This window comes from Bradyrhizobium sp. KBS0727, from assembly GCF_005937885.2.
Classification (GTDB): Bacteria; Pseudomonadota; Alphaproteobacteria; order Rhizobiales; family Xanthobacteraceae; genus Bradyrhizobium.
In genome coordinates this window covers 2807501-2829502 of the sequence record NZ_CP042176.1, presented here as the reverse complement: position 1 = coordinate 2829502, position 22002 = coordinate 2807501, and the positions used below count along the sequence as shown (strand labels likewise).

Annotated in this window: 20 protein-coding genes; 13 read left to right on the top strand and 7 right to left on the bottom strand. The window is 62.5% G+C overall.

Going from position 1 to position 22002, the window contains the following annotated elements:
- Nucleotides 1–52 precede the first annotated feature (52 nt).
- From FFI89_RS12815 to FFI89_RS12805, 3 genes are all read right to left on the bottom strand, one after another.
- The gene (locus FFI89_RS12815; protein WP_138837032.1) at nucleotides 53–967 is read right to left on the bottom strand and encodes an SDR family NAD(P)-dependent oxidoreductase; all 915 of its coding nucleotides are present in this window, start codon (nucleotides 965–967) and stop codon (nucleotides 53–55) included.
- Nucleotides 968–1094: 127 nt separating this feature from the next.
- Complete coding sequence (locus FFI89_RS12810; protein ID WP_138837030.1) at nucleotides 1095–2234, bottom strand: thiolase; 1140 nt, start codon at nucleotides 2232–2234, stop codon at nucleotides 1095–1097.
- 5 nt (nucleotides 2235–2239) lie between these two features.
- Nucleotides 2240–2653 (bottom strand): Zn-ribbon domain-containing OB-fold protein, encoded by a 414-nt coding sequence (locus tag FFI89_RS12805; protein WP_138837028.1) that lies wholly within the window; start codon nucleotides 2651–2653, stop codon nucleotides 2240–2242.
- 140 nt (nucleotides 2654–2793) lie between these two features.
- On the opposite strand from FFI89_RS12805, the gene FFI89_RS12800 reads away from it, so the two are divergent.
- Nucleotides 2794–3933, top strand: a complete 1140-nt coding sequence (locus FFI89_RS12800) for an acyl-CoA dehydrogenase family protein (protein WP_138837026.1) — start codon at nucleotides 2794–2796, stop codon at nucleotides 3931–3933.
- A 120-nt stretch (nucleotides 3934–4053) separates the two neighbouring features.
- Nucleotides 4054–5589, top strand: a complete 1536-nt coding sequence (locus tag FFI89_RS12795; RefSeq protein WP_138837024.1) for an acyl-CoA synthetase — start codon at nucleotides 4054–4056, stop codon at nucleotides 5587–5589.
- 30 nt (nucleotides 5590–5619) lie between these two features.
- On the opposite strand, the gene FFI89_RS12790 is transcribed toward FFI89_RS12795, so the two are convergent.
- A complete protein-coding gene (locus tag FFI89_RS12790) occupies nucleotides 5620–6483 on the bottom strand; it encodes a MaoC/PaaZ C-terminal domain-containing protein (RefSeq protein WP_138837022.1) in 864 nt (287 codons plus the stop codon).
- A gap of 345 nt (nucleotides 6484–6828) precedes the next feature.
- Between FFI89_RS12790 and FFI89_RS12785 the strand changes: the two genes are divergently transcribed.
- Complete coding sequence (locus FFI89_RS12785) at nucleotides 6829–7662, top strand: IclR family transcriptional regulator (protein WP_246669437.1); 834 nt, start codon at nucleotides 6829–6831, stop codon at nucleotides 7660–7662.
- A 78-nt stretch (nucleotides 7663–7740) separates the two neighbouring features.
- Here FFI89_RS12785 and FFI89_RS12780 read toward each other — a convergent pair whose 3' ends face one another.
- Both FFI89_RS12780 and FFI89_RS12775 read right to left on the bottom strand, forming a co-directional pair.
- Nucleotides 7741–8943 carry an ABC transporter substrate-binding protein gene (locus FFI89_RS12780; RefSeq protein WP_138837018.1) on the bottom strand — a complete coding sequence of 401 codons (1203 nt, stop codon included), beginning with the start codon at nucleotides 8941–8943 and terminating at the stop codon, nucleotides 7741–7743.
- Between the two features lie 60 nt (nucleotides 8944–9003).
- Nucleotides 9004–10560 carry a long-chain-fatty-acid--CoA ligase gene (locus tag FFI89_RS12775; RefSeq protein WP_138837016.1) on the bottom strand — a complete coding sequence of 519 codons (1557 nt, stop codon included), beginning with the start codon at nucleotides 10558–10560 and terminating at the stop codon, nucleotides 9004–9006.
- 193 nt (nucleotides 10561–10753) lie between these two features.
- On the opposite strand from FFI89_RS12775, the gene FFI89_RS12770 reads away from it, so the two are divergent.
- From FFI89_RS12770 to FFI89_RS12725, 10 genes are all read left to right on the top strand, one after another.
- Complete coding sequence (locus FFI89_RS12770) at nucleotides 10754–11539, top strand: enoyl-CoA hydratase/isomerase family protein (protein ID WP_138837014.1); 786 nt, start codon at nucleotides 10754–10756, stop codon at nucleotides 11537–11539.
- Between the two features lie 39 nt (nucleotides 11540–11578).
- A complete protein-coding gene (locus FFI89_RS12765; protein ID WP_138837012.1) occupies nucleotides 11579–12709 on the top strand; it encodes a CaiB/BaiF CoA-transferase family protein in 1131 nt (376 codons plus the stop codon).
- A gap of 160 nt (nucleotides 12710–12869) precedes the next feature.
- A complete protein-coding gene (locus FFI89_RS12760; protein WP_138837010.1) occupies nucleotides 12870–13598 on the top strand; it encodes an IclR family transcriptional regulator in 729 nt (242 codons plus the stop codon).
- Between the two features lie 40 nt (nucleotides 13599–13638).
- A complete protein-coding gene (gene dctP / locus FFI89_RS12755) occupies nucleotides 13639–14664 on the top strand; it encodes a TRAP transporter substrate-binding protein DctP (protein WP_138837008.1) in 1026 nt (341 codons plus the stop codon).
- Nucleotides 14665–14727: 63 nt separating this feature from the next.
- A complete protein-coding gene (locus FFI89_RS12750; protein WP_138837005.1) occupies nucleotides 14728–15960 on the top strand; it encodes a CaiB/BaiF CoA-transferase family protein in 1233 nt (410 codons plus the stop codon).
- On the top strand, nucleotides 15957–16421 hold the full coding sequence (locus tag FFI89_RS12745; protein ID WP_246669436.1) for a MaoC family dehydratase N-terminal domain-containing protein: 465 nt from the start codon (nucleotides 15957–15959) through the stop codon (nucleotides 16419–16421). The genes FFI89_RS12750 and FFI89_RS12745 overlap by 4 nt, the downstream gene beginning before the upstream one ends.
- The gene (locus FFI89_RS12740) at nucleotides 16418–16984 is read left to right on the top strand and encodes a TRAP transporter small permease (RefSeq protein WP_138837003.1); all 567 of its coding nucleotides are present in this window, start codon (nucleotides 16418–16420) and stop codon (nucleotides 16982–16984) included. The genes FFI89_RS12745 and FFI89_RS12740 overlap by 4 nt, the downstream gene beginning before the upstream one ends.
- A complete protein-coding gene (locus tag FFI89_RS12735; protein WP_138837001.1) occupies nucleotides 16981–18264 on the top strand; it encodes a TRAP transporter large permease in 1284 nt (427 codons plus the stop codon). Before FFI89_RS12740 ends, FFI89_RS12735 begins: the two co-directional genes overlap by 4 nt.
- Before the next feature lie 38 nt (nucleotides 18265–18302).
- Nucleotides 18303–19370, top strand: a complete 1068-nt coding sequence (locus FFI89_RS12730; RefSeq protein ID WP_138836998.1) for an acyl-CoA dehydrogenase family protein — start codon at nucleotides 18303–18305, stop codon at nucleotides 19368–19370.
- Nucleotides 19367–20515, top strand: a complete 1149-nt coding sequence (locus FFI89_RS12725; protein WP_138836996.1) for an acyl-CoA dehydrogenase family protein — start codon at nucleotides 19367–19369, stop codon at nucleotides 20513–20515. The genes FFI89_RS12730 and FFI89_RS12725 overlap by 4 nt, the downstream gene beginning before the upstream one ends.
- A gap of 143 nt (nucleotides 20516–20658) precedes the next feature.
- Here the strand turns inward: FFI89_RS12725 and FFI89_RS12720 are convergent, their stop codons facing one another.
- Nucleotides 20659–21966, bottom strand: a complete 1308-nt coding sequence (locus FFI89_RS12720; RefSeq protein ID WP_138836994.1) for an MFS transporter — start codon at nucleotides 21964–21966, stop codon at nucleotides 20659–20661.
- Between the last annotated feature and the right edge of the window lie 36 nt (nucleotides 21967–22002).

Here is a 22002-nt window from a genome sequence, read left to right as displayed (position 1 = left end):
CAATTCGATGCAATGATCTCCGGTGCGCTGGCAGCCCCCCGCCTGTCGTCGCTCAGATGGCATCCCAGTTGAAAATATCCGCGGAGCGATCGAGCTTGTAGAACGACGACTTCATCGCGGGCATGGCGTGTTCGGCAATGGTCTGCGGTGTCCAGCCGTCGCTCCGTTGGACCGAGCGCAGCGGGCGCGACTGGCCCATCAGGAATATCTCGTTCATGCGCACGGCAAATATCTGCCCAGTGACGTCCTTGGCGGCGTCCGAGAGCAGGAAGGCGCAGATCGGCGCGATCTTCTCCGGACCCATCTGCTGGATCTTCTTGACGCGTGCTTTCTCTTCCTCGGTCTCGGTCGGAATGGTTCCGATCAGCCGGCTCCAGGCGAACGGCGAGACGCAGTTCGAGCGCACGTTGAAACGGCTCATGTCGAGCGCGATCGATTTCGACAGCCCGACGATGCCGAGCTTGGCCGCGGCATAGTTGGCCTGGCCGAAATTGCCGATCAGGCCCGAGGTCGAGGTGAAGTGGACGAACGAGCCGCTTTCCTGCTCCTTGAACAGCCGCGCCGCGGCGTGCGCGACATAGAACGAGCCCATCAGATGAACCTTGATGACGGACTCGAAGGCATCGATGCTCATGCGATGAAAGATCGCATCGCGCAGGATGCCGGCGTTGTTGACCACGCCGTCGAGCTTGCCGTAGGTGTCGGTTGCCATTTTTACGATTTTGCTGGCCGGAATGGCTTCCGCCACCGTCTCGAAGTTGGCGATCGCGGTGCCGCCCTTCTGCTTGATTTCCTCGACCACCTCTTCGGCGGGTGCCGCGCTGGTGCCGGCGCCGTCGGCCGCACCGCCGGGATCGTTGACCACGACCTTGGCGCCTTCGGCTGCGCAGAGCAGCGCGATCTCCTTGCCGATGCCGCGACCGGCGCCGGTGACGATGATGACTTTGTCTTGCAGTGATTTGGCCATTGGAGTCTCCTGTTGATGTCGTCGTTCCGGGGCGTGCGAAGCACGAACTAGGATGCGCAATTGCGCATCTGAGAATCTCGAGATTCCGGGTCTGGTCCTGCGGACCATCCCGGAATGACGAAGCTGGTTATCGTTCGTTCGTAAAGATGATGGTGCCGGACGCGGCGAACATGCCGCCGACGCCGTGGCAGACCGAGACTTTCGCGCCCTGCACCTGTGCGGGGGCGATGCCGCGCATTTGCCGGACGCTCTCCTGCAGCGCGTACATGCCGTACATGCCCGAATGCATGTAGCTGAGACCGCCGCCATTGGTGTTGAGCGGCAGCTTGCCGCCGGGGCGGGTGTTGCCGTCGGCGATGAACTTGCCGGTTTCCTCGTGCGGCATGAAGCCGAGGTCGCCGAGCCCGTAGAGCGGCAAATGCGCAAAGGCGTCGTAGATCATCAGGTGATCGACGTCCTTGTGGGTAATGCCGGCTTCGCGGAACGCGGTGGGGCCCGCGACCTTGAAGGCGCGCGAACTATCGAACGTCTTCATCTGGCTGACCATCGGCGTTTCCACGCTCTCGCCGGTGCCAAGGATATAGACCGGCTTGTTCGGAAAGTCCTTGGCGCGGTCCGCCGACGTCAGGATCAGCGCGCCGCCGCCGTCGGTGACGAGGCAGCATTGCAAAATGCGGAACGGATAGGCGATCATCCGCGAGTTCAGGACATCGGCGACCGTGATCGGGGCCTTCATGGTGGCGCGCGGATTCTTCGCCGCCCATTCCCGCTGCACCACCGCGACCGAGGCGATCTGCTCGTGGGTTATGCCGTGGGTCTTCATGTAGCGCAGCACCGGGATCGGGAACATGCTCGGCGGCCCGTAGACGCCGAACGGCGCTTCGAACTGGCCGTTGAGGCTGTCGGCCGGCGTCGAACGCGGCAATTTGCCGATCATCGACTTGCCGCTTTCGGCGTGCGTAATCAGCACGGTCTTGCACAGGCCGGCCTCGATCGCCGCGGCGGCGTGGCGGACGTGCAGCATGAACGAACAGCCGCCGACCGAAGTGCCATCGACCCAGGTCGGCGTAATGCCGAGATAGTGCGCGATCTGCTGCGGGGTCTCCACGGCGGTCGCGATGCCGTCGATGTCGGACAGCTTCAGTCCGGCATCGGCAATGGCGTTGAGCGCCGCATCCGCGTGAAGCTGGATCTGCGACATGTTGGGGATGACGCCGAGTTCGGTGGTTTCGGCGGCGCCGACGACGGCGACTGCGTTTCTGCGCATGGTGCTTAGCCCTTCGCCGGACGGAACTGAGGAAGGGTGATCTTGTCGTCGAGCTTCTCGAAGGCGACTTCGAGCTTCATGTCGAGTTCGAGCGCCTCCGGCGTCTGCGGACAATCGATGATGTTGCTCATCAGGCGCGGGCCTTCGGCGAGCTCGACGATCGCGATCGCGTAAGGCGGGGTGAAACCGGGTGCGGCCGGGCGATGGTTGATGACGTAGCTGTACAGCGTGCCCTTGCCGCTCGCCTTGAACACGCTGACCTTGCGCGAGGCGCAGGACGGACAGAACGGGCGCGGCGGGAAATAGACGTTGGCGCAGGCGTCGCAGCGCTGCAGCCGCAACTCGCCGGCTTGCGTGCCGTCCCAGAAATGCTGGGTCTCAGGTGTCGGTTTTGGTTTAGCGCGCGCTGGCTCAGCCATCTCGGCAAATTCTCCCGGATTACCGCCTTGCAGCTTTCGGCGGCTTGATCGCAGCGGATTTGCCACGCGCGCTTGCAAATGTCAAATATGCGAAATACGATTTCGCAAATGACAAAAACCCCTCGGAGGACGATTGGATCATGATACCGCAAACGATCTACGGTGACGGCGAACACCAGGCATTCCGCGATACCGTGCGGCGTTTCGTCGACCGCGAGATCGCTCCGCATCATGCGCAGTGGGAAAAGGACGGCGTGGTCAGCCGCGACCTCTGGAACAAGGCCGGCGCGGCCGGCCTGCTTTGTCCGGCCATCCCCGAGGAATATGGCGGCGGCGGTGGCGACTTCACCCTCAGCGCGATCGTCACCGAAGAACTCTCGCGCGGCGTCTTCAACGGTCCCGGCTTCCGTGTGCACTCCGACATTGCCGCCTTCTATATCCTGCATTACGGCACCGAAGCCCAGCGACGGCAATGGCTGCCGTTGATGGCGACGGGAGAAGTCATTGTCGCCCTGGCGATGACGGAGCCCGGCGCCGGCAGCGATCTGCAGTCGATCCGCACCACCGCCATCCGCGACGGCGATGACTTCATCGTCAATGGATCCAAGACCTTCATCACCAACGGTCAGCTCGCCGACCTCGTCATCCTCGCCTGCAAGACCGATCCGCAAGGCGGCTCCAGGGGGATCAGTCTTCTTCTGGTGGAGGCCAACCGCCCGGGTTTTTCGCGCGGCCGCAACCTCGAAAAGCTCGGCATGAAAGCGCAGGACACCTCCGAGCTGTTCTTCACCGACGTGCGGGTGCCGGCCGGCAACCTGCTGGGCGAGGAAGGCCGCGGCTTTCGTTGCCTGATGAACGAACTTCCCCAGGAAAGACTGCTGGTCGCGATCACAGCGGTCGCCGGCGCCGAAGCGGCGCTTGAATGGACACTCGACTACACGCGACAGCGCAAGGCGTTCGGCCAGCCGCTGGCGGAATTCCAGCACAATCGGTTCAAGCTCGCCGAGATGAAGACCGAGATCCAGATCGGCAGGGTTTTTCTCGACCGCTGCATGGAGCTTCATCTGGACGGCAAGCTCGACGTCGAGGCCGCCGCGATGTGCAAATACTGGCTGACCGAGCTTGAATGCCGGGTGGTGGACCAATGCGTGCAGATGCATGGCGGCTACGGCTACATGCTCGAATACCCCATCACCCGCGCCTATGCCGACGCCCGCGTGCGCCGGATCTATGGCGGCTCCAACGAGATCATGCGCGAACTCATTGCACGGTCGCTGTAGCGCCGGCACCGGAAGCCGTACCGCTAGAAGCGCCAGGCCTGCAGCAACCACCCTGCCAGATATACACATGGCAGGGTTCACCAGAGATGGGCACACGAGCTCGAGCGACGGGAGATCCTCATGACCGTATCCACCGGCATCATCAGCGGTTCACGCAAGCGAGGCTTCGATGAAGTCGAAAAACGGGTGCTGCTGATCGCCGGCGGATTGCAAAGCCTCGGCGTCAGCGAAGGTGACTGCGTTTGCATCTTGATGCGAAACGACATTGCCTTCCTCGAAGCGAGCTACGCGGTCATGTTGCTGGGGGCCTATGCGGTGCCGGTCAACTGGCACTTCAAGCCCGAGGAGGTCGATTATATTCTGAAGGATACCGGAACCCGCGTGCTGATCGGCCATGCCGATCTCCTGAACGCGCTGGGCGAGGTTATTCCCGGCGACATCACCCTGCTCAGCGTTCCGACGCCGCCGGAGATAGAGGGGGCCTACCGGATCGATCCCTCACGCCGCGGTCTGCCGCACGGCGCGGAGGATCTCGAACCCTGGATGAGCAGACAAAGGCCTTATGACGGCCCGAAACTGCCGCAGCCGCAGAGCATGATCTACACCTCGGGCACCACCGGGCAGCCCAAGGGTGTCCGCAGGGAAGCGCCAACCCCCGCACAGGCCGCAGCCGCCGAGGCGATGCGGGCGCGCGTCTATGGCCTGAAACCGGGCGTGCGCGCGCTGTTGCCGGGACCGCTCTATCACTCCGCGCCCAACGTTTTCGCGCTGCGTGCCGGGCGTCTCGGCGGAGCATTGTTTCTGATGCCACGGTTCGACGCGGAAGGACTTCTCCGGCTGGTTCAGGAAGAAGCCATCGACACCGTCTTCATGGTACCGACGATGTTCGTCCGCCTGTTGAAATTGCCGGCTGCAGTCCGCGAGAAATACGACGTCTCCGCGTTGCGTCACATCGTGCACGCGGCCGCGCCCTGCCCGCCCGATGTCAAACAGGCCATGATGAACTGGTGGGGACCGGTGATCCACGAATATTACGGCAGCACCGAATCCGGCGCCGTGACTTACGCAGCGCCGGAAGATGCGCTCAGGAAACCCGGCACGGTCGGCCAGATCCTGGACGGTGCCTTGCTGCGGATTCTCGATGATGCCGGCAACGTTCTGCCGCGCGGAACCATCGGCGAGATCTATTCGCGGTCCACCGGCAGCCCGGATTTCAGCTATCACAACAAGCCGGAGAAGCGGATCGAGATCGAGCGCGACGGCTTCATCACCAGCGGCGACGTCGGCTATATCGACGAAGACGGCTACGTCTTCATTTCCGACCGCAAGCGCGACATGGTGATCTCGGGCGGCGTCAATATTTACCCCGCCGAGATCGAAGCGGCGCTGCACGCCCTCCCCGGCGTCCACGACTGCGCCGTGTTCGGCATCCCGGACGACGAATTCGGCGAAGCCCTGATGGCCGTGATCGAACCCCAGCGCGGCGCCACCATCGATCGCGATACCATTCGCGCCCAGCTGAGAGCGACGCTGGCCGACTACAAGATACCCCGGCACATCGAGTTGCAGGAAGGCCTGCCGCGTGAGGATTCGGGAAAGATCTTCAAGCGGCGCCTGCGGGATCCGTATTGGGAAAAATCCAACCGCCGGATTTGAGCGCCTTCAGCCCGCGGTCGAAGCGGCGGCTCAAGCCGCCACCTCGGCACGGCCGTTGTTGATGACGACAAGGTCGCGCTCCTTCACCTTGGCGCGGAACGAGACGATGCCGCCTGGCTCGTTCCACAACTCGGTCACGATGGTCTCACCCGGGTAGACCGGCGAGCTGAACCGGACCTGCATCGCGCGCAACCTGGAGGGATCGCTGCCGCAGACCATATCCAGCAACGCGCGGCACACCACGCCGAACGTACACAGACCATGCAGGATGGGCTTGTCGAACCCGCCGCTCCGCGCCACCGCGGGATCGGCATGAAGCGGATTGTAGTCGCCGGATAACCGGTAGATCAGCGCGGCCTGCGGCAGCGTTGCAATGCTGGCGGTTTTATCCGGGGCCCGATCGGGCAGTGCGTGCGGCGCCGGGAGCGGACCGGAGGGGCCGCCGAAGCCGCCGTCGCCGCGCATCATGGTCGTCGACGTCAGGCGGCAGAGCAAATCTCCACTCGCCTTGTCGATGACGTCACGCTCCGAGACGAGCACCGCGCCTTTATCCTTGCCCTTGTCGAACACGCCGGTCACCCGCGTGCGGCCGATCACAGTTCCCGCCGACGGCAACGGCTTGAAAATCGTGATGCCCTGTTCGCCGTGCAGTACCTTCTTCCAGTCGACGCCGGTGCCCGGATCACTGATCCAGAATCCGGGATAGCCCAACACCACTGCCATCGACGGCAGCGCCCGCAGCCGGCCCTCATAGACAAACTGAAGCTGGCTTTCGTCCATCGGATCCGCGCCGCAGCCGAGCCCGAGGGCATAGAGCATGGTGTCGCGCTCGGTATAGGTATGCTCGAGATCGGCGAAGGGCCATTGCAGCAGGGTTTTGGGATCGATGGGCATCTGCGGGCGCTTCCTTGAATTTTGGAGGGATCAAAACTGCCGTTGAAGTTGCCACGGCGCTCCCAACAAGACAATATGCGAAATCTAATTTCGCAAAGCTGATTTGGAGCTCGACGCAGCGACAAGCCGGCAGGAAACTGATAAGTCCCTTGGCATTGTGACCCGCGAACATTCCAGCGGCGTTCCGGCACCAGCAAGAGGTTGAGAGCTATGAAGGTCGACAAGCCGCCGCGCAAATCCAGTTCGGGAGCGCGCAACCTGACCCCAAAAAACAGGAGCGGCAAACCGCCCGGTCAGGCACCCTCTGTAGCCTCTGAAGAGCGAGCGAAAAAGAAAAGCGCGCGCATGCTGCTACAACGCGCTGCCCGCAGACCGCGGGCCGCCGCAAAGGACGAGGTTGCGGACGACGCCGGCGGCCGGCTGTTTGTCACCGCGCTGGCGCGCGGACTTGAAGTCCTCAGCGCCTTCAGAGCGGGCGACCGCGCGCTCGGCAACCTCGATCTCGCGAAACGCACGGAACTGCCGAAACCGACGATCTCGCGTATTACGCACACGCTCACCCAATTGGGCTATCTGGCCTACGACAGCCGGCTCGGAACTTATGAATTGGGCGGCCGCACGCTGTCGCTGAGTTATGCGGCGCTCGCCAACCTCGATGTCCGGCGCGTAGCCCGGCCGATCATGGAGACTCTTGCCGACGCCCATAACCTGCATATCGCGCTCGGCACGCGCGACAAGCTGATGATGCTCAACGTCGAAACCTGCGAAGGCCACGGCCTCGTCGGCCTTCGGCTGGCGCCGGGTTCGCGGATACCGATCGCCGTCACCGCGGTTGGCAAGGCTTATCTCGCCGCGGTGCCTGACAGCGAACGCGACAGCATTCTCGACGCCATCCGCAAACAGCACGGCGATGACTGGCCGCTGATCACGCGATCCATTGAGGCGTCGATCCGCGAGGTCGCGGAACGCGGCTTCTGCACCTCCGCCGGGGAATGGCGCAAAGACATCAATGCCGTCGGAGCTCCGATCATCACACCTAACGCTGGAAGCGTCTATGCGCTGAGCGTCGGCGGACCGGCGTATTTGGTGTCGCAGGATCAGCTCGATCACGAATACGGCCCGGCGGTAGCCGTCGCGGCAAGGAAAATAAGCGCTTCGCTCGGAGGCTCCGAGACCTAGAAAACAGCGTTCCAGAGAGCCTTGTCGGGCATGCCCCTGGAATATTGACCCGAGGGCATGCTTTTCCCCGGTCATGCTCTAATCGACATCAATCCATTTTTCCCCGTCGAATCGCTGCAACTGGAGCGATCTGAACGCATTAAAATCCTGCGGAGTTGTTTTCAGCACCACGTGCGGCAGGTGCAACGGCAGGCGAACATCATGGATATTCGCTACCTGTTCCATAACATTGTCCCGCGTCAGGTCGTCGCCGCTGCTCTCAAGCACGTGGCGCAGCATCGCCGCGTTGACGTAAGCAACCGTTGCATAGAAGTCGTTCGGGTTGTCTTGCGAATTCCACTTCTTCATGAACTCGACGTAGTCCTTGACGTCTTTGTCGTTCGCCCAGATCGGATCGTTGGGCGCCTTGAGAAAGGCCGCGGTCATGACACCCACCGAATTCTCAAGGCCCGCGGGCTTGAGTACGGCGCTGACCGAGCTTGAAGCATTGGTCAAAAACTTCAGGGGGGACCACCCGATCTCGCGCGCCTTGCGGATGGCCTGGGCTGCAAATTTCCCCGTGCTGGCGCAGATGAACACATCGGCGCCTGAAGCCTTGAGATTTACAATTTGGGAATCGATCGTCGGATCCGACGTTTCGTAGCTCAGTTCGGCGACAATCGAAGCTTTGGAACCCGGATTCGCGCCCAGCGCTGCCTTGATGCCGTCGAGATGGTCTTTTCCGTAATCGTCGTTTGCATAGAGGACCGCGATCTTCGCGTCCGGCTTCATCTTGAGAATATAATCGACATAGATTTTCTGCTCGAGGCCATTGGAGGGCCAGAATGGCATCGTCCACGGAAAGTCTTTGGGGTTGTTGAATTTCGACGCCCCCGTAGCAATGAGAATTTGCGGTACGCCCTTGCCGTTGAGGTATCTCTGAGTGGCGGAATTGGTCGGCGTTCCGGATACGCCGTAGATCAGCAGCACCTCCTGATCTTCAACCAGCTTGCGCGTTTGCTCTACCGTCTTTGGCGGGCTGTATGCGTCGTCCAGGGAAATGACGTTGACGCGGCGACCGTTGATTCCACCCGCCTCGTTGACCATCTTGAAATAGGCCACCAGGGTACGTCCGCCTGCTCCGAATGCGGATACCGGACCACTGTAGGCGGTTGTATGACCGATCTTGATTTCCGTGTCGGACGCGCCAACGCTGTATTTTTTTCCCGCGGCATTTGCCGAAAACAACGCTGCGATCGCAAATACCCCGGTCAGTACCGATATCATGAATTTCAACTTCATTTGCCTCCCCTGTCGGCTACGTTCTGTTGGCGGGCACCGTGGTGACCGGTTGCACACCGGTCAATTGACCTGCCGTGTGCGTTCCTTCCAGAACGGGGCGCGCAATTCGGCTTTGTTGATCTTGTTGACACTCGACAGCGGCAGCGGTTGATCGCGGACATCCACGCTGCGCGGACATTTGTAGCCGGCGATCAAGCCACGGCAGTGGGTAATGATGCCATCGTCCGTCAGGACGGCAGCGGGACGCCGGACCACAACCGCATGGACGCTTTCGCCCCAACGTTCATCGGGAATGCCGATCACAGCGCATTGCAGAACATCCGGATGCGCGCAGATCGCATTCTCGACTTCGGCCGAATAGACGTTTTCGCCGCCGGATATGATCATGTCCTTGATGCGGTCGGCGATATAGAGATAGCCGTCGGGTTCGAAATAGCCGGAGTCTCCGGTGTGCATCCAGCCGCCGCGCAGGGTTTCCGCGGTCAGCTCGGGCTTGTTCCAGTAGCCCTGCATCACCATCGGGCCGCGCACCAGGATTTCGCCGATCTCGCCGCAGGGCAGTTCGCGATCCTTGGCATCGACGACCTTCACTTCCGCCGAACTGATCGGCCGGCCGGCCGAGCGAAGATGTCGCCTCGGAGCGTCGGGCATGTGGTCCTCCGGTCCGAGGATGGTGGCGACCGGCGACAATTCCGTCATGCCGTAGGATTGCGAGAACCGAACCGACGGAAAGCGTTTCATGCATTCGCTCAGAACAACTTCCGGTATCGGAGAAGCGCCATAGGTGATCATTCGCAGGCTCGACAGATCGTACGAACCGAGATCGGGGAGTTCGAGCAGCATCGACAGCATCGTCGGCACAAAGGTCGCCACGGTGACTCTGTCGCGCGCAATGGCCTCCAGCACATCAACCGGGGTAAACCGCGGAATGACAACATGTTTGCCACCGACTACGGCCGTGGTGTAGACGCGCGCGCCGGCGGCGAGGTGGAACAACGGCCCGGCATGCAGGCTGACCATGCTCTCGTCGAAGCCGAGGCGCGCCGCAGTCACCACGGCGTTGGCCCACAGGTTGCGATGGCTGAGCATCACGCCTTTTGAACGGCCGGTGGTGCCTCCGGTATAGAAGATGCACGCGAGGTCTTCGCCGCCCCTGAGCGCATCCTCGCGCGGTTGTGCTGCGGCGAGCATAGTTTCGTAGTCGAACGCCTTCGGCCCCGCCTTGCCGACCGCTACAGACAGCATCGCCTTGACCGACGGCGCGGCCTCGGTGAGCTGCGCGCCGGTCTCGGCAAAGGTCCGGTCAACGATCAGAACCACGGGGCTCGCGTCGCGGATCTGCTCGATCATTTCGGGGAGGGCAAACCGCGAGTTGATCGGAACGATCACGCCGCCGCCCCACAACACTGCAAAATAGAATTCGATATAGTGCTGACCGTTGGCCGCCAGCATCGCCACCCGGTCGCCGTCGCCCATGCCGAGATCGCGCAGGACGGAAGCGAGACGCGCCACCCTGTCGACCAGAGTCCGCCGGTCGAGGCGCGCCTCGCCGCACACCAGCGCCTCGGCGTCGCCACCGAATCTAGCCGCCTTCCGAAGACCCATCGTCAGGTTCATCGTTTCCCCGATCGTGTTTCGATTGTTATTGGCGCCCTTATAGACGTCCGCCTGCCATAACTCAATATGCGAAATTGAGTTTCATTTTTGAAGCGTGCGGTCTAATGTTGCCGCAAGAGCCTGGAATTAACACCACGACTTCAAACCAGATTTTCAAAGCCGCGCGCCAGAGCGCGCGCATCGGAGGAACCACATGACAGCCAAAGAGAACGACGCCGTCATCGTCGAACATCACGACGATGTCGCCCTGATCCGCCTCAACCGGCCGCGCACACGCAACGCCCTAGCCGTCGACATCAAGACCCACCTCGAAACCAGGATCCCCGCCCTGATGCAGGACAGCGCTGTACGCTGCCTGGTGATTACCGGTTCCGAGGAAGCCTTCTGCGCCGGCGGCGATATCAGCAACATGAATGATCGCGGTGCGCCGTCGGTGCGGGCACGCATGCATCAAACCTACGCGTGGACCAAATGCATTCTGACCGGCGATAAGCCGGTGGTGGCGGCCGTCAACGGCGCGGCGGCGGGTGCGGGATTTTCGCTGGCGCTGTTGTGCGACATCGTGATCGTCTCCGACAAAGCCTTTTTCCGCGCCGCCTTCCCGGGCCTCGGCGCAGCACCAGACCTCGGCCTCGCGCTGACGTTACCGCGCAGCGTCGGCGCCGCCCGCGCCAAGGATATTCTTCTGACCAATCGCCGTATCGAGGCGTCCGAAGCGGTTGCGATCGGCATCGCTAAACGCATGGTGCCGGCCGCGTCGCTCGTCGATGACGCCTTGCAATTGGCGAAAGAGCTGGCCGCCGGGCCGGCGACCTCGTTCGGTTTGACCAAGATGCTGTTGAACAGCGCTTATGGACCGATCGACGATTTCTTTGCCGCCGAAGCGATGGCGCAGGCCGTGGCCTTCGGCAGCCGGGAATTCGCCGAAGGCGTCACCGCCTTTCTCGGCAAGCGCAAAGCCGACTTCAAGAACGCCTGATTTCAAAAGCAGTCGCTGACATCCGACAGGAGAACGAGAATGGGTCCGCTGGCGGGAATACGCGTGGTCGAGTTCGCAGGCATCGGTCCGGGGCCGATGGCCGCGATGCTGCTGGCCGACATGGGTGCGACGGTGGTGCGTCTCGATCGCACCGCGCCGAGCGATCTCGGGGTCCACAAGCCAACCCGGTTCGACCTCTTGATGCGTGGGCGACGCTCGATCGCCATCGATCTCAAACAGCCGTCCGGCATCGATCTCGCTTTGCAGCTGGTGGCACGTGCGGACGCTTCGATCGAAGGCTTTCGCCCCGGCACCATGGAGCGGCTGGGACTGGGACCGGAGGTGGCGCTCGCGCGCAACCCGCGGCTGGTGTATGGCCGGATGACGGGCTGGGGTCAGGAGGGACCGCTGGCGCAGGCCGCCGGGCACGACCTCAACTATATCGCGCTGACCGGCGCTTTGTCGGCGATCGGGAACGCCGGCGAAGCGCCGGTTGCGCCGCTCAACCTCGTCGGCGACTTCGGCGGCGGCGCGCTCTACCTTGCCTTCGGCATGGCGTGCGCGTTGCTGGAAGCCAAACATTCCGGCCAGGGACAGGTCGTCGATGCCGCCATGACCGATGGCGCATCATCGCTGATGACGATGTTCTTCGGGTTGCACGCAGCGGGCTTGTACAGCCTGGATCGCGGCACCAACGTTCTCGATGGCGGATCCGCGATCTACGGAGTGTATCCCTGCGCCGATGGTCTCTACGTGTCCGTTGCCGCGATCGAGATGAAATTCCGGGCAGATCTGTTCCGGTTGCTCGGCATCGAGCCCGGCAATGACGGACCGGAACTGCGGGCGCGGATTGCAGCGGCGTTCAAGACCCGCACCCGGGATCAGTGGTGCGCGGCGCTGGAGGGCAGCGATGCCTGCTTTGCCCCGGTGCTGACCATGGCCGAGGCGCCGCAGCATCCCCACAACAAGCTGCGGCAGACCTTCGTCGACATCGACGGCGTGGTCCAGCCCGCGCCCGCGCCGCGGTTCGGAAGAACCAAGCCCGCTTTGCCGCGGCCTCCGGAAGCACCGGGTGCCGGCACCCGCGAGGCGCTGCTGGAATGGGGATTTTCCGACTCCGACATCGACGGATTCGCCGCGGCCAAAGCCATTGCGCTGACCACGAAATAAGTTCGAGGCGGCCCTACGCGGCGCCGTCAATCGGACGGAACGGGCTGCGTGATCACATCACGGCGGCGCGCATCCGGCATCGCGGGCTTGACTCCCCACCGCGCACGCGCTTTACCCTGTTTCCAATAGATGAATTATCTTTCACAATAGTGAAAACACGATGAAGTCGGCCTCGCGTACCTTCGACCTTTTCGAGACGTTTGCGCGCCTGCAGACGCCGATCACGCTGTCCGACCTCGCCCGGCGGATGAAGATGCCGGTCTCGACCTGCTTCAACCTGGTTCGCACCTTCGAAGCCCGCGGATTTCTCTATTCGCTGGGATCACGTCGCGGCCTATATCCGACCAAGCGGATGCTGCAGCTTGTCACCACGATCGCGCAGCACGACCCGATCGGAACGCGGGTATCCCATGCGCTTTCCGAATTGCGCGACCAGACCGGCGAAACCGTCGTGCTGTCGAAGCGCAGCGGCGACAAGGTCGTGTACATGGAAGTGTTCGAATCGCCGCATCGGATCCGCTATTCGGCGGTGGTCGGCGAAATCCGCGACCTGCACGCCAATTCGATGGGCAAGGCCCTGCTCGGCCAGCTTCCGGAGGCCGAGCGCAAAGCCGTCATCTCCAAGCTGAAATTCACCAAATACACCAAGCAGACGCTGCCATCGGCAGCCGCCTACGCGACCGACATCGTCAAGTCGCTGAAGCGTGGCTATTACCTCAACGACGGCGAGAGCGTCGCGGACGTGATGGCCGTCGCCGTCGCCATGAAGATCAACGACGAACACTTTGCGGTCGCGCTGGCAGGGCCGCGCTACCGCATGAAGGACGAGATTGCCGCCAGAGCCGACCAGTTGCAGCGCGCCTGCCGCTCGATCGCCGATGCCGGCTGAATTTCCAGGCATAAAACAAGAAGAAAACGGGAGAACGTCAATGAAGAAAATGCCAGGTATCTTTGCCGCGCTCTGGGTCGCACCGCTCGCGATCGGCTCGATCGCACCGTCCCATGCTGCCGATCCGCTCACCCTTCGCGTGGCGGATTCATTTCCCGGCGGACATTACATCAGCGAGCAGGTCACGAAATGGTACATGGACCGCGTCGCCAAGGAGACCGGCAATAAAATTGCATTTCAATACTATCCGTCCGAGCAGCTTGGAAAGGCCAAGGACCTGCTCTCCCTCACGCAGACCGGCGTCGTCGACATCGGCTACGTCGCGCCATCGTTCGTGACCGACAAGCTGCCGCTCTCGGTCGTCGCCGAACTTCCCTTGCGTTTTTCCACATCGTGCGAAGGTACGGCGGCATTCTACAAGCTGGCGACCGACGGCATCATCGCCAAACGGGAACTGGAGCCGGCCGGCGTCAGGTTGCTGTTCACCATCGTGCTTCCGCCCTACCAGATCTTTCTGCGCAGCGCGACGTTTCCCGGCATCGACACGCTCAAGGGCCTGAAGATCCGCACCTCCGGCAAGGCCAAGGAGCTTGCAGTTCAGAAGCTCGGCGCCGTGTCGCTGCAGATCGCCTCCCCCGACGTCTATCAGTCGCTGTCGCGTGGCACCATCGACGGCATGCTGTTTCCATATTCGAGCATCTTTTCCTACGACGTGCAGGACCTGATCAAGTCGGCTTCGGTCGGCGCCAATTTCGGCAGCTTCGTCGTCACCTACGTGATTTCGGAGAAGCGCTGGAAGACCCTGCCGCCCGACGTCCAGGAGGCCATGCTACGGGTCGGCCGCGAAACCACCGAGCGCGGCTGCGAAATATCCCAGCGCAACGAGCTGCAGGACCAGGAAAAGCTCAAAGCCCGCGGCGTGCTGGAGGTCGATTTCAGCGCTGCCGACAAGGCGCGCATCGAAGCCCAGATGGTCGACGTCAGCAAGGAGTGGGCCAAGGAACTGGACGGCCGCGGCAAACCCGGATCGGAAGTTCTCGCCGCGTTCGAGAGTGCGCTCAAGTGAAGCAACTTCCCCGTTGTTGCCGCTATTCCCGCATCGCAGATGCAAGCTGAGAGGGCTTGGCAAATGACAGGCCCCCTCACCGGTCTGAAAATCCTCGATCTGACCACCGTTCTGATGGGGCCCTACACCACGCAGATTCTCGGCGATATGGGCGCCGATGTGGTCAAGATCGAATCTCCCGAAGGCGATTCGGTCCGCGGCATCGGACCGTTCCGCAACCCCGGCATGGGTTCGATATTTCTGCAGGCCAATCGCGGCAAGCGAAGCATCGTGCTCGATCTCAAGCAGAAGCAGGGCCGTGAGGCGCTGCTGAAGCTGATCGAGACCGCTGACGTGCTGGTCTACAACCTCCGGCCGCAGGTGATGGAACGCCTGATGCTCGGCTACGCCGACGTCGCGGCCTCGAACCCGAAGATCATCTATGCCGGGCTGTTCGGCTACGGCCAGGATGGCCCATACGCCGCGCGACCGGCCTATGACGATTTGATGCAGGGCGGCACCGGGATCCCGAGCCTGGTGCAGCGGGCCGGCAATCCCGCGCCCCGCTACGCGCCGCTGGCGATCGCCGATCGCGTGGTCGGTATCTGGGCAGTCGGCGCCATCACCGCTGCGCTGTGGCATCGCGAGCGCCATGGCCATGGCCATGGCCAGCGAATCGATATCCCGATGTTCGAGACCATGGCGCAACTCGTACTCGGCGATCACATGGGCGGAGGCCTGTTCGAGCCGGGGCTGGGCGACATGGGATATGGCCGCCTGCTGTCGCGTGACCGCCGGCCTTACCCCACCAAGGACGGCTACGTCTGTGCGTTGGTCTACAGCGACCGGCAGTGGCGCCGCTTCTTCACGGCGATCGGCGAACCCGAGATTTTCACCGGCGATCCCCGCTTCGCCACCATCACCAGCCGCTCCGAGCATATCGACGAAATCTACGCGATGGTGACGACCTACATGACGCAGCGGACCACGGCGGAATGGGTGGAGCTTCTGTCCGCCATCGATATTCCGGTCGAGCCGCTGCGCTCCATCGAGCAACTCGTCGACGATCCGCATCTGCGGGCCAAGGGCTTCTTCCAGATGCAACAGCATCCCACCGAGGGCCCGTTGCGAATGCCCGGCGTGCCGACAATGTTTTCGAAAACGCCGGCCGACATCGGCGGGCCGGCGCCGCGGCTCGGCCAGCATAGCCGCGACATCCTGCGCGCAGCGGGCTATGCAACCGAGGCCATCGACGCGCTTGTGGCGGCCGGGATCACGTCGGAACCGCGAATGGCGCCAGAGGAGATCGGGTCGTGACGAAAAAAGGAACCCTGCTCGGGCGCGGCCTCTACTTCGACGATCTTGCCGTTGGATCCTGGTTTCACACGGCCGGCCGAACCATTACCGCCGCGGACCTGTCGGCCTTCGTCAACCTGACATGGCTCACCGAAGAGCTGTTCACCAATGACGCCGATCGCGGCGACATGGCGATCAGGGAGCGCGTGGTCCCTGCAGCGCTGGTCTATTCATTCGCCGAGGGCCTGCTGACGCCATTCATGCAGGGCACCGGCCTCGCCTTCCTGCACGCCGAGCTCGACGTGAAGGGGCCGACGATGGTCGGCGATACCATTCACGTCGAATGCGAGGTATCCGAACTTCGCGCAGCCTCCAAAGGGCATCGGGGCCTGGTTCGCTGCACCAACCACGTCCTGACCCAGCGCGGCGACACCGTCCTGATCTATACGCCGCTGCGCCTGATGAGGAGACGGCCGCAATGATTCTCAAACGTCTCGACCGCGCCCTGTCCGCCGTAGAACGTGCCGCCTCGTTCCTGGCGGCGGTCGCGCTGTTCCTGATTATGTCGATCGTCGCCACCGACGTCGCGCTGCGCTATCTGTTCAATCGTCCCTGGGGATGGTCGTTCGATTTCATCTCGCTCTATGTCATCGTCGGACTGTTCTTTCTGGCGCTGTCGCGGACGTTCGCCGTCAATGGCCACATCAGCGTCGACCTGCTGCATCATTATCTCACCCCGTCGGCACGGCGCGCCTGCGAAGTAGTGATCTGCCTGCTGTCTGCGGTACTGTTTGCGTGGATGACACGAGCCGGCGCGGCCCGGGCGTGGCAGAACTACATCGACAACGATATTCTGGCCGGCGCGTTCCCCTGGCCGGCATGGGCCTCGGCGGCGTTCGTGCCGCTCGGCGCGGGCATGATTACGCTGCGTCTCATCCTGTCAACGGTCTGTCACAGCTATACGCTGGCGACCGGACGCGAAGTGATCCCGCTTCCGCCGATCGCCGGATCGGCCCAAGCCATTCAGAGCGGATCCTTCGAATGATCGTCTTTTTCGTTATCGTCAGCCTTTTCGTCCTTCTCACCATCGGAACGCCGGTCGGCTTCGCCATGGCGATAGCGGGCGGCACCGGCCTCTGGCTGATCGGCGGTCCCGACATGGTGTCGGGGATTATTCAGACTTCGCCGCTCTCGGTGGTCGGATCCTATGAACTTCTGACGATCCCGATGTTCCTGCTGATGGCGGAAATGGTGCTGGTCAGCGGCGTCGCCGACGACCTGTTTCGCGCCGCCGCGGCATGGGTTGGGCGCGTGCCCGGCGGCCTCGGCATGGCGACCGCACTGGCCGGTGCAGGATTCGGCGCGATCTGCGGCTCCAGCACCGCTTCGGCGGCTACGCTTTCCTCGACCAGCCTGCCGGCCATGCTCAAGCAGGGATACGAGCCGAAAATGGCGGCCGGCGTGGTCGCGATTTCCGGGACGCTATCGATGCTGCTGCCGACCAGCGTGGCGCTCGTGATCTACGGACTGCTGGCCGAGGTGAATATCGGCAAGCTGTTGGTCAGCGGCATCATTCCGGCCATCCTGGTGACGCTGACGATCATGGCGACGATCCTTTTCCTGGTCTGGCAGGATCCGTCGCGGGCCCCCTCGCTGACCAACGTGCCGATGCACGAGAAGCTGCGCTTGCTGAAGGCCGTCGGCCCGATGCTGGTTTTGTTCGGCATCGTCACCACCGTCATCTATACCGGCATCGCCACACCCACCGAGGCGTCCGCTTTCGGCGCATCCGGCGCGTTCGCGCTGGCGATCTGGCGCGGGCGCATCAATCGCAAGACCCTCGTGCACGCCTTCACGCATGCGGCACAGGGCACCTGCATGATCACCATGATTCTCGTCGGTGCCAGCATCTTCGGCTATTTCTTCACGTTGACGCAGTCGACCCAGGATCTGGTGCATTGGGTCGGCCATCTCGACGTCTCGCGATGGATCATCATCACGCTCATCCTCTGTGGCTACATCATCCTCGGCTCCTTCATGGACCAGATCGCCATCCTGGTGCTGACGGTGCCGATCGTGCTGCCGCTGATCAAGAGCCTCGGTTTCGATCCGATCTGGTTCGGCGTCATCAAGATCGTGACCGCCGAAGTCGGCATGATCACGCCTCCCATCGGGCTCAATTGCTTTATCGTCGCGCGCTATGCGAACCGTCCGGTGGCCGACGTTTTCCATGGCATCTTTCCGCATTTCATCGCGCACCTTTTCATCATCGCGGTGTTCGTCGCGTTTCCCTCGATCATCCTGTGGTTGCCGTCGCGAATGTAGGCGCGGCTTTCCTCTCCAACTGCGCGAAAGACGCAACGATGACACAAACCGAGAATCCACTGTTCGACATGGCCGACAGGCTGTTCGGCGACCTCTGCCATCCGAAGGATCTGGCGGACGCCGAGACCGGCCGATGGCCCGATGCGGCGTGGTCGGCTGTCGATGCCGCCGGACTGCCGGGCGCGCTCATTCCCGAGGACGCCGGCGGCTTCGGCGCTTCGCCAGTGGAAGCTTTCTCGGTGTTGCGCGCCGCGGGCGGGCACGCATTGCCGCTGCCGCTTGGCGAAACCATGCTGGCGGGCCTGTTGCTGGCGAAAGCGGGCATTGCTATCCCGACCGGCCCAATCAGCGTGCCTTCGGCGGATCAACCGGCGCTCGAGCTCAAGCGAAGCGACGGCCGATGGACGCTGGCGGGCAGCCTGCGCCATGTTCCCTGGGGACGGCATGTCAAAACGGTCGTGGCGGTCGCCGATTTCGAGGAACGACCTTACGTCGTCCTCATCGCAACCGATGGAATGGCGCCGGTTTGCGCTAACAATGTCGCCAGCGAGCCACGCGACAGCTTCATGATTGACCTCGCTTTGAAAGACAATGACGCCGCACCGTCCGAATTCACGAGATCGGATCTGCACGCGATGGGAGCCGCGATGCGGGCCCAGCAGATCGCCGGTGCGCTTTCGAAGGCAACCGCGATGAGCGTGCGTTACGCGGAGGAGCGCGTTCAGTTCGGCCGCCCGATCGGAAAATTCCAGAGCATTCAGCAGAGCCTGGCGGTTCTGGCGACCCAGGCCGAGGCCGCCAATGCGGCGGCCGACCTTGCCGCTGAGGCGGTGACCGAAGAAGGCGTCGAGACGCTGGCGATCGGTTGCGCGAAAGTCCGGTCCGGCGAAGCGGCAAGCCTCGGCTCTGCCATCGCCCATCAGATTCACGGCGCGTTCGGATTTACCCATGAACACAGCCTCCACTTTTACACCCGGCGGCTGTTGTCGTGGCGGGATGAGTTCGGCAACGAGACCGAATGGAGCACGCGAATAGGCCAAGCCGCGATCGAGGGCGGTCCGGATCGGCTGTGGTATGGCATCACCGATATCGGAGCGTCCCGATGACGAACCAGTTCCCGTTTGCGCCGCCGCCGCATTCGCCCGAGGCCGAAGAACTGCGGCGCGAGGTGCGCGACTTCCTCAAGACCGAATTGGCCGGCACCACTGCCCTGCAACGCGCCGAAAGCTGGAACGGCTGGAGTGCCGAGTTCAGCGCCAAAATGGGCGAGCGCGGCTGGATCGGCATGACCTGGCCGAAGCGCTATGGCGGCCATGAGCGCAGCGCGCTCGAACGCTATGTCGTGCTCGAAGAGATGCTGGCCCATGGCGCGCCGGTCTCGGCGCACTGGATCGCCGACCGGCAGTCCGGCCCGCTGTTGCTGCGTTCGGGCACCGAACAGCAGCGCCTTGAAATCCTGCCGCGCATTGCCGCCGGCACATGCTTCGTCTGTATTGGATTGAGCGAGCCGGATGTCGGCTCCGATCTGGCATCTGCGCGAACGCGGGCCGTACCGGTCGACGGCGGGTATCGCGTCAACGGCACCAAGATCTGGACCACCAACGGCCATCGCAGCCATTACATGGTGCTATTCTGCCGGACCGGAGACGGCGGCGAGCGACATCAGGGGCTGAGCCAGTTCCTGGTAGACATGAAGACGCCGGGTGTCGAAGTCAGGCCGATCATCGCGCTGACGGGCGAGCACCATTTCAATGAGGTCGTCTTCACCGACGTTTTCCTGCCGGCAGACAGCGTGATCGGCAAGATCGGGGAAGGCTGGCAACAGGTCACCTCCGAGCTTGCCAACGAACGCAGCGGGCCCGAGCGATTTCTTTCTTCCTTCGAACTGCTGGTTGAAATGGTCCGCTCCTTGGGAAATTCACCGTCCGATCACGCCAAGGCGACCGTCGGCCGCCTCGTCGCGCATATCGTGACGCTTCGCCGAATGTCCCGATCCGTCGCCGGAATGTTGCAGGCCGGGTCCGATCCAACGCTACAGGCCGCGATCGTGAAGGATCTCGGCGCAGTACTTGAACAGGAAGTCCCGGAAATCGCCCGCCTCCTGGTCGGCGCCGAGCCGACCTCGTCATCGACGACCGACTTCTCCGCGGTGCTGGCCTACACCACGTTGCACGCCCCCTCTTTTTCTCTCCGCGGAGGCGCCCGCGAGATCCTGCGCGGAATCATCGCGCGCGGCCTGGGGTTGCGTTAACTGGCTCGGGCTGATGCCGATATCCGGTCACATCGACTTTGGGCAACTCCTCGGAGTCGCGCCTGCATATGCGACGTATTCACCTTATGTAAGGTCCACTGCTCCCTCGTGTTTTCGACGAGGGAGCAGTGGATCAAGCTACGTTAGCGTCGAATAAAGAGTGCGACGGTCGCGCTGGCTGCGGCACATACCGAGACGACCAGAAATACAATCGAGGTCGGATGGCCGTCCATGAAGTGTCCGATCACCGGTTCGCCCAAACCGGCGAACAAGTAGGCGCAGAAGTTCATGACGCCAGTCGCCGTGCCCGCCCGCTTGTGCCCGACCAGATCGGGACACAGCGCCCAGAACGATGATTGCGGGCCGTAGACGAAGAAGCCGCACAGGAACAGCACGACCATTCCCTGATACACGGCCGTGGTCGGAATGGTGTACATGTAGAGCGCCGTGATCGCCGCCAGGACCATGTAGAGCACGATCGCGGCATAACGGCGCGAGTTGAAGAGCTTGTCCGAAACCCAGCCGTTGGAAAACGCGCCAAACGCCATGCCGACCGGCAGCGCAATGCTGATCCAGCGGGGATCAATCGCCGCCGCTGCATCGGCCTTGGTCCAGTTGGCACCGAGAAAATGGACGGGCACCCACACCAGAAGCCCGTACCTTGCGGCGTTCTGAAATCCGATGGCAACGCCTGCCACCAGCAACCGCCAGTTCGACAACACCGCCTTGTATCTGGCAAACGAGCTTTCGGAATCCGAGACTTCTGATATCGCCGCGTCGTCAACCGCATCGTCATGCGGCGATGCAAAGCCCATGTCTTCCGGCTTCTCGCGAGCGATCAGATAGAACGCGATTCCGCCGATCAGCAGAAGCAGGACAGGAATTCTGAATATCCAGCGCCAGTCGAGCTGGAAGTAACCGACAACGATCAGAGAAGTCACGAACGAGAGGACTGAGGCCAGTCCCGCGGCAAATGTATAAAGCCCATAAACCGTTCCGCGCTCGTGACGTCCCCACCAGTTGGACAGGAGCCGGCTGCCGGGCGCCCATCCCATCGACTGAAAATACCCGTTGATGCCCCAGAACACCGACAGGCTGACAATGCCGGTGGACAGGCTTGTCGCCCAGTTCATGATGAACGACAGGATCGCACCTGCGCTCATCACGCGACGGCCGCCGAGCTTGTCACCGAGGTTGCCGTTGATGGCCTGACCGACCGCGTAACACCACAGCAATGCGGCGCTGGCCCAACCCAATGCCTCCTTGGTCACACCAAATTCGGCTTGAATGCCGGGGATGGCAAAGCCAAAGGTTTGCCGACCTGTATAAAAGAACAGGTAGCAGAACATCGCGGCCAACAGCATTCGCCATTGCGCGCGTCGAAAATTGCTAGCGAGCTCGGGATTCACGATACCGACGGACCCCATCGCCGGACTTTGCATCACAGACATTTCAACCTCCCTGTTTTAATTTCGATGCCGGTCAGC